Annotated in this window: 16 protein-coding genes and 1 pseudogene; all 17 read right to left on the reverse strand. The window is 39.0% G+C overall.

Translation table 11 applies throughout. The features are described 5' to 3' along the window. Positions 1–3,018, reverse strand: coding sequence for a DEAD/DEAH box helicase (locus GEZ84_RS08900; RefSeq protein ID WP_153224268.1), 3,018 nt, complete (start codon positions 3,016–3,018; stop codon positions 1–3). 11 nt (positions 3,019–3,029) lie between these two features. Continuing rightward, positions 3,030–3,536, reverse strand: a pseudogene (locus GEZ84_RS08905) (GNAT family N-acetyltransferase). Further along, a complete protein-coding gene (locus GEZ84_RS08910; RefSeq protein ID WP_153224269.1) occupies positions 3,523–4,101 on the reverse strand; it encodes a flavin reductase family protein in 579 nt (192 codons plus the stop codon). Before GEZ84_RS08910 ends, GEZ84_RS08905 begins: the two are co-directional and overlap by 14 nt. A 282-nt stretch (positions 4,102–4,383) precedes the next feature. Beyond that, positions 4,384–4,779: a helix-hairpin-helix domain-containing protein gene (locus tag GEZ84_RS08915; RefSeq protein ID WP_000038635.1), complete on the reverse strand. Its 396-nt coding sequence runs from the start codon at positions 4,777–4,779 to the stop codon at positions 4,384–4,386. Positions 4,780–4,874: 95 nt separating this feature from the next. Then, entirely contained in the window at positions 4,875–5,129 is a 255-nt protein-coding gene (locus GEZ84_RS08920) for a DUF1912 family protein (RefSeq protein ID WP_153224270.1), read from the reverse strand. A 10-nt stretch (positions 5,130–5,139) separates the two neighbouring features. Continuing rightward, positions 5,140–6,474, reverse strand: coding sequence for a DUF438 domain-containing protein (locus tag GEZ84_RS08925; protein ID WP_153224271.1), 1,335 nt, complete (start codon positions 6,472–6,474; stop codon positions 5,140–5,142). Further along, positions 6,474–6,707: a DUF1858 domain-containing protein gene (locus tag GEZ84_RS08930; protein ID WP_000368734.1), complete on the reverse strand. Its 234-nt coding sequence runs from the start codon at positions 6,705–6,707 to the stop codon at positions 6,474–6,476. Before GEZ84_RS08930 ends, GEZ84_RS08925 begins: the two co-directional genes overlap by 1 nt. A gap of 115 nt (positions 6,708–6,822) precedes the next feature. After that, complete coding sequence (locus tag GEZ84_RS10735; RefSeq protein ID WP_194252056.1) at positions 6,823–6,975, reverse strand: hypothetical protein; 153 nt, start codon at positions 6,973–6,975, stop codon at positions 6,823–6,825. Further along, the gene (locus tag GEZ84_RS08935) at positions 6,972–7,154 is read right to left on the reverse strand and encodes a hypothetical protein (protein WP_050242259.1); all 183 of its coding nucleotides are present in this window, start codon (positions 7,152–7,154) and stop codon (positions 6,972–6,974) included. Before GEZ84_RS08935 ends, GEZ84_RS10735 begins: the two co-directional genes overlap by 4 nt. A gap of 1 nt (position 7,155) precedes the next feature. Then, a complete protein-coding gene (locus GEZ84_RS08940; RefSeq protein ID WP_153224272.1) occupies positions 7,156–7,935 on the reverse strand; it encodes a hypothetical protein in 780 nt (259 codons plus the stop codon). A gap of 366 nt (positions 7,936–8,301) precedes the next feature. After that, the gene (locus GEZ84_RS08945) at positions 8,302–9,411 is read right to left on the reverse strand and encodes an SPFH domain-containing protein (RefSeq protein WP_153224273.1); all 1,110 of its coding nucleotides are present in this window, start codon (positions 9,409–9,411) and stop codon (positions 8,302–8,304) included. Positions 9,412–9,423: 12 nt separating this feature from the next. Then, positions 9,424–9,981, reverse strand: coding sequence for a hypothetical protein (locus GEZ84_RS08950; RefSeq protein WP_000386258.1), 558 nt, complete (start codon positions 9,979–9,981; stop codon positions 9,424–9,426). Positions 9,982–10,001: 20 nt separating this feature from the next. Continuing rightward, positions 10,002–10,505, reverse strand: coding sequence for a hypothetical protein (locus GEZ84_RS08955; RefSeq protein WP_153224274.1), 504 nt, complete (start codon positions 10,503–10,505; stop codon positions 10,002–10,004). A 169-nt stretch (positions 10,506–10,674) separates the two neighbouring features. Continuing rightward, positions 10,675–11,025: a 30S ribosome-binding factor RbfA gene (gene rbfA / locus GEZ84_RS08960; RefSeq protein ID WP_153224275.1), complete on the reverse strand. Its 351-nt coding sequence runs from the start codon at positions 11,023–11,025 to the stop codon at positions 10,675–10,677. 250 nt (positions 11,026–11,275) lie between these two features. Further along, the gene (gene infB, locus GEZ84_RS08965) at positions 11,276–14,074 is read right to left on the reverse strand and encodes a translation initiation factor IF-2 (RefSeq protein WP_153224276.1); all 2,799 of its coding nucleotides are present in this window, start codon (positions 14,072–14,074) and stop codon (positions 11,276–11,278) included. A 16-nt stretch (positions 14,075–14,090) separates the two neighbouring features. Further along, a complete protein-coding gene (locus GEZ84_RS08970; RefSeq protein ID WP_001041390.1) occupies positions 14,091–14,390 on the reverse strand; it encodes a YlxQ-related RNA-binding protein in 300 nt (99 codons plus the stop codon). Continuing rightward, positions 14,383–14,676, reverse strand: a complete 294-nt coding sequence (rnpM, locus tag GEZ84_RS08975; protein ID WP_000857561.1) for an RNase P modulator RnpM — start codon at positions 14,674–14,676, stop codon at positions 14,383–14,385. Before rnpM ends, GEZ84_RS08970 begins: the two co-directional genes overlap by 8 nt. Positions 14,677–14,690: the final 14 nt, after the last annotated feature.

A 14,690-nucleotide genomic window follows, 5' to 3' on the forward strand; every position in this document is an offset into this window, starting at 1 on the left:
CTAGTTAATTTCTAAGCTACTTTGATAAGCATCTAAAATGTCAATAGTATCTCTTATAATAGGGCTCTGTGTGGCTTTGTAAAGAGATTTATTCCCAATAATATAAAACTCTTCTTTAGCCCTAGTCACTGCAACGTTTAAAATATTGGGTTCAGAGACAGCCCAGCGAGCAGCTCCCTCACTCATATTATCTGCTCCAAGCACAAAATATACAATCTTATTTTCTTTTCCTTGGAAAGTATGTACCGTCCCTACATTTATAGGTTTTCCATTTTCCCGCTTTGTGAAACCGATTTTATCTAGTTCTTTCGCTAGTTGAACCGATACATTTTTAAAAGGAGTAATGACATAAATATCATCAAATTCCTCATGTCTTTTCTGCAACTCTTCTTTCAAATAATCAGCTTGCTCAGGAACAAATTTATCCTTAGCACCTCCACCAACGTCAAACCATTCTCCCAGACCTCGAGCTTCTTCCTTTCCTTGAACCATTAAATTATCATAAGAAATTTTATTGGAAATACTGAACATCGGATCACTAGAACGACGATGAACCCAGAGAGGAAGTCCTATCCATGTCCCATCTTGTTTTTTAAAACCATATCTACTAGCAGAATCCATCAATTCTTGCGTTGATGATACAAGATATTTAGAGTCTATCTTGTGGTGCTGTGCTAAAAATCCTAAAATATTTTTATCCATAGTCTGTACTGGTTGTATTTGAGAAGGATCCCCAACAGCCATAATATGCTTACTTCTAAAAATAGCCCCCACACTTGCTTGAGGTAATGCCTGACCAGCTTCATCAATAAATATATTACCGATACTATTTTCAGGCAAACACCAAAACATGGAATTAAAGCTTGCAAAAGTTGTACTAATAACTGGAACAGTGAAATTAATCCAATCCCATGCAGTTTTATATAAATCACTAGCATTATCTCTCATTGAATAGTTTTGAGGTTTCTCCCAAATCCATAACGCTTTTTCAAAATGCTTTTTATTGTCATATATAAATTGTTTTCTAACTGCAAGTGCTTTAATAAACAAACGACTCTGCTCTTCTAGATAGGCATCATCAAACCAAAAATTTGATACTTGCAGCTCTTCATACGGAACGGAAAAATTCAACTTATTAACTGTACATGTAGCAAGTTCCGATTGTAATTTCAAAATTTTTTCCTGATGACGAATTAATTTATCTTCTTGTTTAGATTTCCATTCATTATACCTCTGTTGCCTTTGACTCAATTGATTTAATTCAAGTTCATGCATTTTTATCTCTTTTTGCAAACCGTGGCAATATTGACTTTCATTATGTACTTTCTTCAGTTCTGCTTTTAGACTTTCATTTGCTTGATTCAATCTCGTAAAATAAGTATCTAATTTCGATGGTGTGAAAAGTCTTTTTAACCATAAGAAACGTGGAGCTTGTAATTTTATCAACTCGACATCTTGTGTTGCTATCTGTTTGTTAACATTTAACATAGAAATAAGATGCTCGCGTTCAGACAGCTCAGTTTCTATTTTCTTTTTACTATTTTCTAATTGAGTATATTTATCCCGTATTTTAGATAGTTCTGAACGTCTTTGAGCATCATCCTGATGAAACTCTATCTCAACCTGCTGGTAAGCATTTTTCAATTTTACATGCAATCGAATCTTATCTGCTATCTCTTGCATCTTTTCTCTTTTATCAAACAGCTTCTGATATTGAATTTTAAACTCTTCGTATACTGATGGATTCGATTGAAATTTATCCGAATTCAACTCTTGTCGTATTGCTTTTAAAACATTTTGCAGACGGTCTCTATTCTGTTTTTTTCCACCTTCTATCGAAAATAATCCCCAATGTTTTTTGTCGTTAGAAACATCTTCATCTTCTAACAATAAATCATTACTGATTTCAGCAAAATAATTAATTTTCTTTAATTCATCTAACCAATTTGATTTCTGATAGATTTCTTTTCTTTGGGGTAATTCATTAACAATATTTTTAACAGCTCCATTGTTAGAACTTGCAACTACGATTCCTTTATCTGCAATTTCTTTTGGTAATTTTGCAATAAGATAAGGATTGTCATGATAAACTAGATTCCCTTTAAGTTTAGGATCCGATAATTCACTAATAATTCTAGCTTGTTCCGTTACCAAATCTGCAAAAATGTCTTTTAAAAGTGTCGTTTTACCAGTCCCCGGAGGTCCATTGACACTTCTTACCTCCTCATCCGCATTTGAAGCTAGATTTACAGCTACTTGTTGCATCATAGAAAGAGCATATCTAGGGTTACTAGGAAATCTTCCTAATGGATAATTTTTCGGTTCAAGTATTGTTTCTAAATCTTTGGGATTAAAATAGTATGATTCTTTATTGCTGTCCAGATTGACCCTTACAGAATCGAATCCTGACAAATAACTATTGAGATTTTCATTATAAATTGATTTTGCATATTTCAAATCCTTTAGAAAAAATGAATGTAAATTTATTTCGTCATCAAAATTCTTAACAAAATAATATCTGCAATCACTTGGTGAAATCTCATACTTTTTGAGAAGTTTACTAAAAACTTCGTTGAACTCTCCATCAAGAAACGCCTGACCTAATTGTTCTCGAAGCTCATTTTCTGCTATTAAGAAATCTTTAGGCAATTCCCTATTTTTGAAAATTTGCCCACTCATAGTTAAAAAAAACTTATCAGCTAAGAACTTCAAATCTTTATCAAAGTATAGAGCAAAAGTAAATTTATAAGAAGCTCTTCCCAATTCTTCCTCTGTCTCCTTTAAATTGTATTTGCCTCTTAACACTTCAATAATTTTTCGAAAAGGGAAAATTCCACAATAAACAGCAATCCCTGAACTAGATTTTAATTTTTGACGTTTAAAAAAATCTTTTAATATGGATTGATAATCATCCCCTTGAAAAATTTTATACTTAGAATCACTTTTTTCAATATTCCCTTCTGATAATTGTTCTACTGTAATCCAAGCATCTAATATTTGATTATGACTACTTCTCATCATGTCTCCTCTTAAAGAATATAAAAACAAGAATATATCTTACTCGTAAAAAAACTCCCCCACTCACTCCTCAGCAAGCCATATCTCAAATCATCACAGCGGTTGCCTCGGGCATCTTTACGGTCTCTTATGCGAGCTTCGAGGGTAAAGTCAAGCTTTTCTGCGACTCGTTGACTTTGGACATTATAGCCAAAACAAGTTAGTTCAATCTTGTGAAGACCTAGTTCTCTAAAAGCTATGTCAATCAAGGCACGCGCTGCTTCTGGCACATAACCTCGTCCCCAATAGTCTGGGTGCAAGGTGTAGCCAATCTCCAGTACATCGTCTTCGTGCCGATGGTTGAAGTCAACAGAACCAACGATCTCATCCGTTCCTTTGACAACAATCCCGTAGCCTGCTGGGTAAGAAACTTATGAACGACTAGCATAATCAAAGATATCCTCTGCATCCGCCACTGTACGGACTCGTAAGACCAGACGCTCTGTTTCCAACCGTTCTGGTAACTCAGCTCTTGTCATCCTTCTTCCTCGCTTTTTTGATGAAACTCCCCTTAATATCTACACGCTTGTCCAGATAACGATAGACGCGCTGATAGCCATCTCCCATGAAATATGTTGGGGCAAACAGTTCATTTCTAAAATGCCCCTTTTCATCCAAAAGTTCTGGGTCAACAAGTCGCTCAACAATCTTAGCAAAGATATGGCAGATTCCATCTTCCTCGATAATCCGATCTACCTGACAATCCAAAATGACTGGACAATCCTCTAAAATCGGTGCCTGAGTTCGTTCAGAAATTTCATAATGCACTCCCAAACGTTCCAATTTCTCCTGATGACTGATAAAACCAGCCTGCTCCATCTCGAGCATGAGATTTTCATCAGGAATATTCACAGTAAACTTCTGGTAATGCTTGATTTGCTCAGCCACATTTTCCTCAGCTCCGACACCAATGACTAGCCAATCTCCTAGACTATAAGAGGAACTACAGGTCGTGATGTTATATCCAAAATTCTGATCTTGATATCCTAAAATAAAAACAGGAAAGCCATAGTATAGTTTATTAGTTTTAAATGATTGTTTCATAACAACCTCCTTTGACTAAGACACAAAAGAAAAGCCCTGCCATCTACATGACAGGGACGAATGTATTTATCCGCGGTACCACCCAATTTCGGGCAGTTGCCCGCAACTTTAGTCTTTAAAAGAAAAGACATAATTTTATTTCATTTTCATCCATCAGCAACCAGTTTTGACACATTTGTGGACTTCTCAGCGCCGCCACTTTCTGTAAAATGCGGGATTCAAAACACCTCTAATGGCTCTATTGTAGCAAGATTTTTTCGGAAATGCAAGGCACAAGAAAGATTACTTGAACTTGATGCCATTTTCTTTCAATTTCTTGATGGTAGCTGGGCCGATTCCTTTCAAGGCAAGGAGTTCTTTTTCAGTCCAGTTTTTGAAATCTGAAGCAGACTTGATTCCTTCATCATAGAAAGTCTTAGCACGATCAAGTGGAAGTCCACCCAAGTTTGCTGCAAAATCTTCTACAGAATTGGCTACTTTTTGAGCTTGCTCTTTGGTAGCTTCTACTGCTTGTTCAACTTTTTTAGAAACAGCTTTACCAGCTTGGCTTGCTGACTGTTCTGCACGTTTTACGACTTTTTTTGTCTCTTCTACAACCTTAGTCACAGTACTTGAAAAAGCACCTGCACGACGGAGGCTATTTCGTAATTGTTTTTTACGATTGAGTTTCTTTGACATGATAAAATCCTTTCAATAAAAAACCCCTGCTCTGACAAGGATTTAATAAAAGTATTTTATCAAGATTTTAGTAAAAAATCAAGAATCTATCTCGTTTAATAATTTCGCTCACCAAACAAGCCATCTGGCAAATCATGGAATCCCTTGCCTGCTTTGAAGTTTTCAAACTTACTAAGCAAGAACTGATAAGCATCCAAGCGACTTTCGTAGCGAATCATGGCATCTTTGGCACGCTCGTCTTGGTCTTCTTCGTAGACTTTTTGGCTTTCCTTATGCGCCATGTCGTTAATCATAATCTGAGTATTAACCCAAGCTTCAAATTCCTTCATAAATTCTTGTTCGTAACTCATTTTTTTCTCCTTATTCTAGTCCACGGAAATAGTCCGTATCAATCTCACGGTAGGGCTGGATATCCTGAACGTATTCCAGCACACCTTGGAATTCTCCGTTTTCATCGTGCACTGCGGCGTAAGTGATGTGGACAAACTTACCTCGCGACTCAGACTTGAACCACATCTCATACTTGTCCTTGACTCCCTCACGAAGACCCTTCATGATAGTCTTGACCTTGTCCAAATACTTAGGCGGATGACAGAGTTCGACATTGCGCCCGACTTGGGACGGTGTCCGTTTGAAAATCATCTCATCAGCTGGCGTATTGTCATTATAATACTGGAAAATATCGTCCTTATTGACAAAGGTAATCTCCATAGGAAGGTGATTGAGGATGAGATTGGCCTGCTCGACCGATAGATAGCCATTCCCAAAAGCCTGTTGACTATGGCGGTCCAGCACTGCTTCCTTTTCCTTAGGGGTAAAGGTAATGGTAAACTGTCCTTCTGGCGTATCGATAACTTGTTGAACTTGCCCCTCTGCCGTATCTAGCTGTACAGGCTCCCCTGCAATCTTTTCCTCAACAAAGCTCTGTCGTTCTGGCACCCATTTCTCAGACGGACGGATGATGGCATAACCATAGGCATCGCTCTCCTCCGCAATCTGAAGCCAGTCATCCTGAGTGAAAGACTCAAGGAGAATCATAAGGAGGATGGACTCTTCCTTGAAAATCATACTTTCAAACTCTGTCGCAAAGGCTTCAAAATCTTCTTTTACAGTGGAAATCGGCACTTCAGGTAGTGACTTGGCTGTCTCTAAAGCTGTTTGAAAGAGTTCTCTGATCTGATCATCCACTCCCCACATAACTTTGGGAGGCGAATCGTGCCCATAACGCTCCATGATGGGGAAGAAGAGCTCTTCCTTGCGCTGGTAGTGGATGTCAAATTGCCCCACAAGTCCCATCTGACGCACCAAGCCCTTACGCATCTCCACCAGCATTTCTTCATCTTCCATAGACTCATAGGTATCTAACAATCTACGAATGCGAATCAAGGCAGCACGGAGAGCCAGATTTTCTTCTTTAAAAATCCGAACTGGGTGACCTGGGTGCTCGGTATCTGCAACTTCGACAGCCTTAACAGCATTTTTAAAAAGATTGGCATGGACATCACAGAGTTCCATGACATCTTCAAAGGTGACACCTGAGTCTGAGTTCATCAGCTCGTGTTCCATGAGGGAAATCTCGATGGCTGAAACGCCTGTAAAGGTCGCATCAAAACGCGCCTGAACCGACTCAGGAGAGGCGCCATTATGCAATTCTAACAAAATATCCCGTAGGACATGAATCCGTTCATCTGCCATTAGTCTAATCCAATCACTTCGTAGCCATTCGCTTCCAGTGTACGGACAATCTTGTCCATAGGAGTTCCTTCCAGCTTAGAACCCTGTTTAAGTGATACCTTGCGACCGATAGTATTACGCATCAAGGGATTAGCAAGAGGTTTAAAACCCAGCTCTACTAGGATTTCCAAGACTTCTGGATGCTTATCCACCACTTCTGCAACAGGAATTGACACATCGATGATATTGTCCATGACGACCTCCATTATCGTTTATAAATGATATTATTTATTTTATTATACCATAAGGAAAGAGATTAAAAAACTAGCAGTACAAGACTTGCTAGTTCCCCACGACTTGGATTACTATCTAAATAAGTTTAAAGAGCCAATCCAATAGTTTAAATAATAGCTTGTAAAACAGCAGTTGGACTGCAAAAGAGATAATCATCCACAAGAATTTCACAATCCCAAAAATTGGTTTGATAAAAATAATGGCAAGAAGACCCCAGAAAAATTTCATTTTCTATCCTCTGGCTTGATGAGCCACCGAGCCGTATCCATTAGCTTGTCTGCAATAAAAAGTTTCCCCAGACCGACAACGGCGTGGTCATCTTTCTTTATCGTTTTCATCACTTTTACACCTTGCATGGTCAAAAAGTAATTCCCATAAGTTTTAGCTAGAATTTTTATGAGTCCCATATCACTCTCCTTCGATGATTTCAGCCTCTTTTCGGATCGTTTCAACATCTTCTTGATATTGAACTTCACTATAGTTGACTAGCTTGGATAATTCTTTCTGCAAGCTTTCCCCCATTGGTTTCATAGTTGCAAAGGTTAAACCACCTGAAATGATACCTCCCAAGATAGGAATAAATTTCCCCATTCCTTTGGCCAGCCCTCCCTTGGTCAGATTCACACCAAATATTTTTAAGACTTTTTTCAAAATAGGGTACCAAAGCGTCTTTGTTAACGCTTTATTAGGTACTGTTTTCATTACCTGTTTGGCAATTGTTATACCACCAGCACGTAGCAAGGCAGCGGTTCCATTTACCCCCAACATGACGCCTAGATAAAGCAAGAGGGTATTTTGAGCATCTTCACTCAACTCATCGCGTGAAGCCCAAAGATCCTCATAACCATAAATATAACCTAATTCTTGAGCCAATTTCAGAGAAAAACCATAAAATTGAGCCACATCAGCTGGAATGGTAATTGCCATAGCAATCCCTCCAGGTAATCCTGCAACAACAGACGTTCCACTCGCCAATAAAACATTATCCCGAATACAGGCATTAGCCACTCGATCTAAGGTTTCTTGAGATAAGAGAGACGTTGGGCCTTGTTCTAATAAAGTAGGAATGTCCTGTGGATCCAATTCTTTGGAAAACTTATCCACTAAAAATTTCGAACGATCAACCTTAACAACAGGTAGTTTCACCACTTGTTGCAATACTTGCATAGCCAACTCTTGTTCAGCCATATACAAACTCCTTTTACTTCTGTAAGTTATATTCTATGATAGCATACTCTTTTAAAGTATGTTTCAAATCCCCCTCAAAAATTTTCAAAAAATCCTTAGCAACTTATTTGTTAAAGAACTTTAATAGTCTTTGTAGAGACAACTCGAATATTCAACTCTACCTTTACAACTTGATATTCTATCTATGAACGATAGTCTATTGTTGTTTCAACTAAAATGTTCCTTGAATACACACTAATACTCTTCGAAAATCAAATTCAAACCACGTCAGCGTCGCCTTACCGTACCCAAGTACAGCTTGCGGCTAGCTTCCTAGTTTGCTTTTTGATTTTCATTGAGTATAACTATGAACTTTCGAGTTTCATTTTATAAATCCATAATTTCTTTTTTCTTTCGATCAAATTCTTCTTGAGATAGTATCCCTGCATCTAAAAGAGATTTTAGTTTTGTAAGTGCTTCGATTTGCTCATCTAATGATAAACTTGCTTTCATGGCTTTTTCATCTAAACTTTGAACCATATTCATTCCAAATATCATTCCAGCACTATCACCTAGACCATGTTGCTCCACTCCTGATGCAATTTTTTGTTGTGCTGCAATATTAGAAGATTTCTGCGATACATCATCATAAGCTTTTAAATTCATCTTATTTGATGAAAATTGTTTAACCAATTCCTTAGATTCTGGTGAGAACTCAATATTAGCAATGGCAACTTTTACAATCTCAAATCCAAAACGTTCTTTCCAAGTCCCTGCATACTGTCCATCATTTGATACTTGTTCTGCAAGAATTGAAGCTTGTGAGGGTAATTGTGAAATACGATAAGTTGTGGACAAAGAATTAAGTGCAACAATAAAAGATTGAAGAAATTCTGTCACTATTTGTGATCTAGCTTGAGCGCTATCAAAGGTATAATAAGTCACATTGGCAGGAAGAAAATTTCTGATAAATTGCTTAGCATCTGTAATTTGGATAGAAAATGTTCCAAAAGCACGTACTTCTAAATCTGTCCCATAAAACAAATCATTATACATGACTGGACCACGAGTCCCAAATTTAATATCACGAATTTCTCTCAAATTAACAAAACAAATCTGTTTTTGCTGATCACTTTGGCCACCGAATCCAACACGATTAACAACATTGTCAAACAGTGACTTTTTCAATCCATCACCGTTAAAAACACTGCTTTCACCATTTTGGTATTCATATCCACCTGGTTCTGTAATAATTTCCTCTATACCAGACTGACTAAAGATAAAGGCAGCAGTATTTTCTGGAATAAAAATCTTGGATCCGTTGGAAATAACACCTACAGATCCCTTCGTATTGACACCCCTACCATTATTACTTTCTTGAACAATACCTGGACTTACAGCTGTATGTTCATCAAAAGCTTGAACTGTGATAATTTCTTTCCACTGATCTGCAAATGTCCCACCAATAGAATCTGTAATTGCTTTTATCAACCCCATTTAATTGCCCCCTTATAAACTCTGCTCCATATCACAATAGGCACATCTCACTGTTTGCTTCACTTGACCTGACAAAGGTGCTCCACAAAAGCTACACTTGGTTGAAATCTTTTCTGGCTCTGCATCCTTAATTCCAAGCCCTGCTTTAAAAGTGTCAAATGTATCCTTAAATGTTTCTGCCAAAACATCTGCTCCAAATAAGCTGCTATCTCCTAAGGTTTCAAAATTACTCGTATCACCTGAAATCAATTTAATAATGTTTCTAGCCCACTTATCAGTATCTTTAGTATTATTAAATGCAAAGATAGCTTGTCCACCATTATAATAAATTTCCAACCGTTTCACACCATTGGTTTTGGTTACTGAAACTTGAGGTTTCCCTTCAAAAATTTTAATCTGGTTAATGGGGATAGTAACTTGGTCTTTTTTTCCTCCCCATAAACCTTTTTTGATATATATTAAGTGTAGATTCGTTAAAATTAATTCATCTGTAGACAAACCATTTTTCCCAAAACTCACATGGTCACTATTCATAACCATGTATTCATGTGGCAATAATTGATAATCCATATTGAACTCCACTCTTCCTATTAAAGACTAGCTTTCCACTGCTCCACTTGTTCATGTAGATTATCACGATAATCTTTTAGAACCTTAATAACTTCTTCTTTCCCTTGAATCGGTGCTTTCTTGAGTGGACCATATTGTTTTTTCAAATCTTCCATCTCTTTTTTAGTGCTATCTTTTAGTTCTTGGATAGCAGCGCTATCTTCTAAAACAGTCCCTTTAAAGGCTTCGTCTGCTTCTGTATAGTAATTATCGATTATTTTCTCATTCATAATCAAGTAATCTTCATAAGTTTTTATAGACTCAATTGTCGCATCGCTAACATCTTGTGGGTTGAAATCGCCTGAACTGAGTTTTTCTTTTGCTTTGGCAAGCAACCCTTTCTTTTCAGAACTACTAGATGAAGCTTCTGTTTGACTCTCACTAGAAGAGCTACTTGTTTTTTCAGATAGAGAACTACAAGCAACTAGAGTAGAAACGGAAAGACATAGCAAAGCTAAACGACAAATTTTTTTTATATTATTCATTAATAGAATCTCCTTTTATTTATGAAATCATCATATCATATTTCCTAAAAAAAAAAAGCATTTTCTGTTTAGCTAACCTTTAAAAATACAGAATTCTAGTTAAAAGAATATTTTTCCATTTCAAATTCCACCTATTTTCTCCACCAAAAAAGAGGGGTACCCCTCTTCTTTAGTTTTTATCCAGATTACGTAGCATTTCGTCAATCTTGTTTCCATACTCGATGGATTCGTCTTTGACGAAGGTCAAATCTGGGACTTTGTACAATTTCAAATTGCGACCAAGTTCACGTTTGATGGTACCAGTCGCTTTTTCAAGCCCGATTTGAGCTTTTTGATTATCTGAAGCAAGGTTACTCAAAATGGTGTAGTAAACCTTGGCTACAGACAAGTCACCTAGCATTTGAACATCTGTGATGGTCACGCCTTGAACACGCGGATCACGGACTTTCTTTTGCAAAATCTCATTGACTTCACGCTTGATTTCCATGCCCACACGATCCGTACGGAAATGATTTGCCATGATATTCCTTTCTCTACTTTGAACCAAAAGCTAGGCCAGCAGACCTAGCTATTTTTAAACTTATTGATTTTCATTTCAAATTGAAACGAAGTTCAATTTGAGATCATCTGCTTCTTTCGCTGTGATGAAAGTGATGGAACTGATTTATCAGTCCCATCACAGGGGATTTTTGAGACCCTAGGCTCAAAAATAAGCAATGAAACCATCGGTTTGCTTGCATCCCTCACCAGCTAAGAAAGGAGCAAAAATCTTATCTTTTGATTTCTTCCATGACATAAGCCTCAATCACATCATCAGTCTTGATGTCATTGTAGCCATCAATCATCAATCCACCTTCACGACCGTTTGTAACTTCTTTAACGTCGTCTTTGTAGTGTTTCAAGCTTGCGAGTTCACCATCGTAAATAACGACACCATCACGGATAACACGGACTTTAGAGTCACGGGTAACCTTACCGTTGATAACCATGAATCCACCGATAGTTCCCACTTTAGACACCTTGAAGGTTTCACGAATAACTGCTTCACCGATAACTTTTTCTTCGAATTCTGGATCAAGCATCCCTTTCATAGCTTCTTCCATCTCTTCGATAACCTTGTAGATAATGCTGTGGAGACGGATTTCCACATCGTCAGCTTCTGCTTGTTGACGAGCTTGTGGTGTAGGGCGTACGTTGAAACCAACGATAAAGGCATTTGAAGCTTCCGCAAGTGTTACGTCAGATTCGTTGATGGCACCGACTGCTGAGTGGACGATGGTAACTTTAACACCTTCCACATCAATCTTTTGAAGTGAGGCAGAAAGGGCTTCAACTGAACCTTGTACGTCGGCCTTGATGATAACGTTAACAGATTTGAGTTCACCAGCTTTAAGGGTATCAAAGAGGTTTTCAAGGCTGACACGTTGGGTAGCTTGACGTTGTTTCATAAGGGCACGTTTGGCACGTTCTTCACCAGCCGCACGCGCAGATTTTTCATCTTCGTAAACAGCAAAGTGGTCACCTGCCATTGGCGCTTCGTTCAAACCTGTGATTGACACTGGTGTTGATGGCCCAGCAACCTTAACACGACGACCAAGGTCGTTGGTCATAGCACGGACACGACCGAAGGTATTGCCGACAACGATTGGGTCTTGAACATTCAAGGTACCTTGTTGAACAAGAAGGGTTGCGACCGCACCTTTTCCTTTATCCAAGCGAGCTTCGATAACTGTACCGATCGCACGCACTGTTGGATCTGCCTTGAGTTCTTGGATTTCAGCTACAAGAAGGACTGTTTCCAACAACTCTTCGATGTTTTGGTTGAATTTAGCTGAGATTTCAACAAATTCAGAATCTCCACCCCAAGCTGTTGACATAACACCATGCTCTGCCAATTCACCGATAACGCGTTCTGGGTTGGCACCTGGCTTATCAATCTTGTTGATGGCTACGATGATTGGAACGTTGGCTGCTTTTGAGTGGTTGATGGCTTCAATTGTCTGAGGCATAACCCCGTCATCTGCCGCTACGACCAAGATAGTAATATCGGTAACAGAAGCACCACGCGCACGCATCGATGTAAAGGCCGCGTGTCCTGGTGTATCAAGGAAGGTAATCTTCTTGCCATTTTCCACGATTTGGTAGGCACCGATATGCTGCGTGATACCACCTGCTTCACCTGTCGCAACACGAGAATTACGAAGGGTATCTAGGAGGGTTGTTTTACCATGGTCAACGTGTCCCATGATGGTTACAACTGGTGGACGCTCTACCAATTCATCTTCATTGAGATAACCATCTTCGACAAAGAAACGTTCGATGTCGGCATTATCCACTTCAACCTTTTGTTTAGCTTCGATACCGTAATCCACCATGAGGAGTTCGATTGTTTCACCATCCAAGGATTGGTTTTGTGTCGCCATAACACCCATCATAAAGAGTTTCTTAACGATTTCAGCTGGTTCACGTTTGATACGTTTTGCGATTTCCGCAACGGTCATACCATCTGTATATTCAAATTCTGTTGGCAATTCATGGAATTTACGCTCTGTAACAGGTTTTGGAGTCTGATTACGGTTGTTCTTGTTATTGCCTTTTTTGTTCTTTTTGTTGTTATTCCAGTTACTATTCTTTTGATTTCTCACTTGATTTTGACTACTTCGATTCTTTTGTTGTTTTCTAGGACCATCTTCTTCGTGATCATAATCGTCACGATTTTTGTCTGGTCGAGCTTGTTTTTTACGACGTGTATCCACTGCAGGTTCTTTTTTGTCAGGGACGACTTCAACCACTGCTTGAACTTGCTGTGCTTGTTGCGCTTGTTCAGCTAACTTAGCCGCTTCTTCAAAGATTTCCTCTGGTTCCTTGCGTTTGTTAGCTTGAGCCAAGGCTTCTTTAGCAGCCTGATACTGCTTGAAGCGTTCCTCACTTGAACGTGCGTACTCTGCATTTTGCTCTGCTTTGAGAGCTGCTGCACGGGCTTTAAAGTCAATACGTGGAGCCGCTTGATTTGGACGTTTGTCCTCTTGTTGACGGCGCTCATTTCCACGATTTTGCTGACCTTGCTGTTTCTTAGCTTGGTCATTAAAGCGACGATTGTCGCGGTTTCCTTGACCTTGTTTTCCACCATTGCGGCCGTCGTTTTTCTGACGGTTCCCGTTTTGTTGTTGGTCACGGTTATTGCCCTTATTTTGCTTGCGTCGTTCTGCCTGCTCTTTGGCACGGGCTTCACGCTCAGCCTTGAAATTACGACTTTGCGGTTTAGCCGCTACTTTTTCTGTTTTAGGAGCGACTGGTTCAGCAGGCTTTGCCTCTTCCTTAGCCACAGCTGGTTTAGCTGGCTCAGATTTTTCGGCTTTCTTTTCTGCACTTGCTTTTGGTGCTGCAGGTTTTGCTTCTTCTTTCGGAGCAGCAGGCTTAAAGCTGGCAGCGATTTTTGCAGCGACAGCTTCTTCCACACTTGACGAGTGGCTTTTCACATCCAAGCCCAACTCTTTTGCACGCGCTACAACTTCCTTACTTTCTTTTCCAAGTTCTTTTGCGATTTCGTACAATCTTTTCTTAGACAAATCATGTCCTCCTCTTCTATTCCATAAGAGACCTCATTTTCTTTGTAAATCCAGCATCTGTCACAGCCAAAACCTTTCTTGATTTCCCGACTGCTATGCTTAATTCCAGTGTTGAAAACACGGTTACAATTTCTACTTGATAATAATGACTTTTATCTTGAATCTTCTTGGTTAGATTGGGTCCAGCATCATGGGCTAGAAAGACCAACTTTGCCTTGCCGTCTTGAATGGCCTTGACCACCAATTCTTCACCCGATATAATCCGCCCTGCTCGCTGAGCAAGTCCCAAGAGATTGCTTATCTTTTGCTTATTCAAGTCCTAACTCTCTTCTTTTCACTTTGTGATCCACATAAGCAATCAACTCGTCATAGAAGCTTTCATCCACTTCCATGCTAAAGCTACGGTTAAAGACCTTCTTCTTTTTCGCCTCTAAGGCTTCTGCATTGTCTAGTTTGATATAAGCGCCGCGGCCATTAGCCTTGCCTGTTGGATCGATAAAGACTTGTCCTTCCTTGTTCTTGACAATGCGGAGCAAATCACGCTTATCAATCACTTCATTGGACACAACAGACTTGCGCAAAGGGATTTTTCTCGTTTTCATCTTTCCCTCCTCTA

The sequence above is a fragment of the Streptococcus mitis genome, assembly GCF_009496155.1.
Lineage (GTDB): Bacteria > Bacillota > Bacilli > Lactobacillales > Streptococcaceae > Streptococcus > Streptococcus mitis_BQ.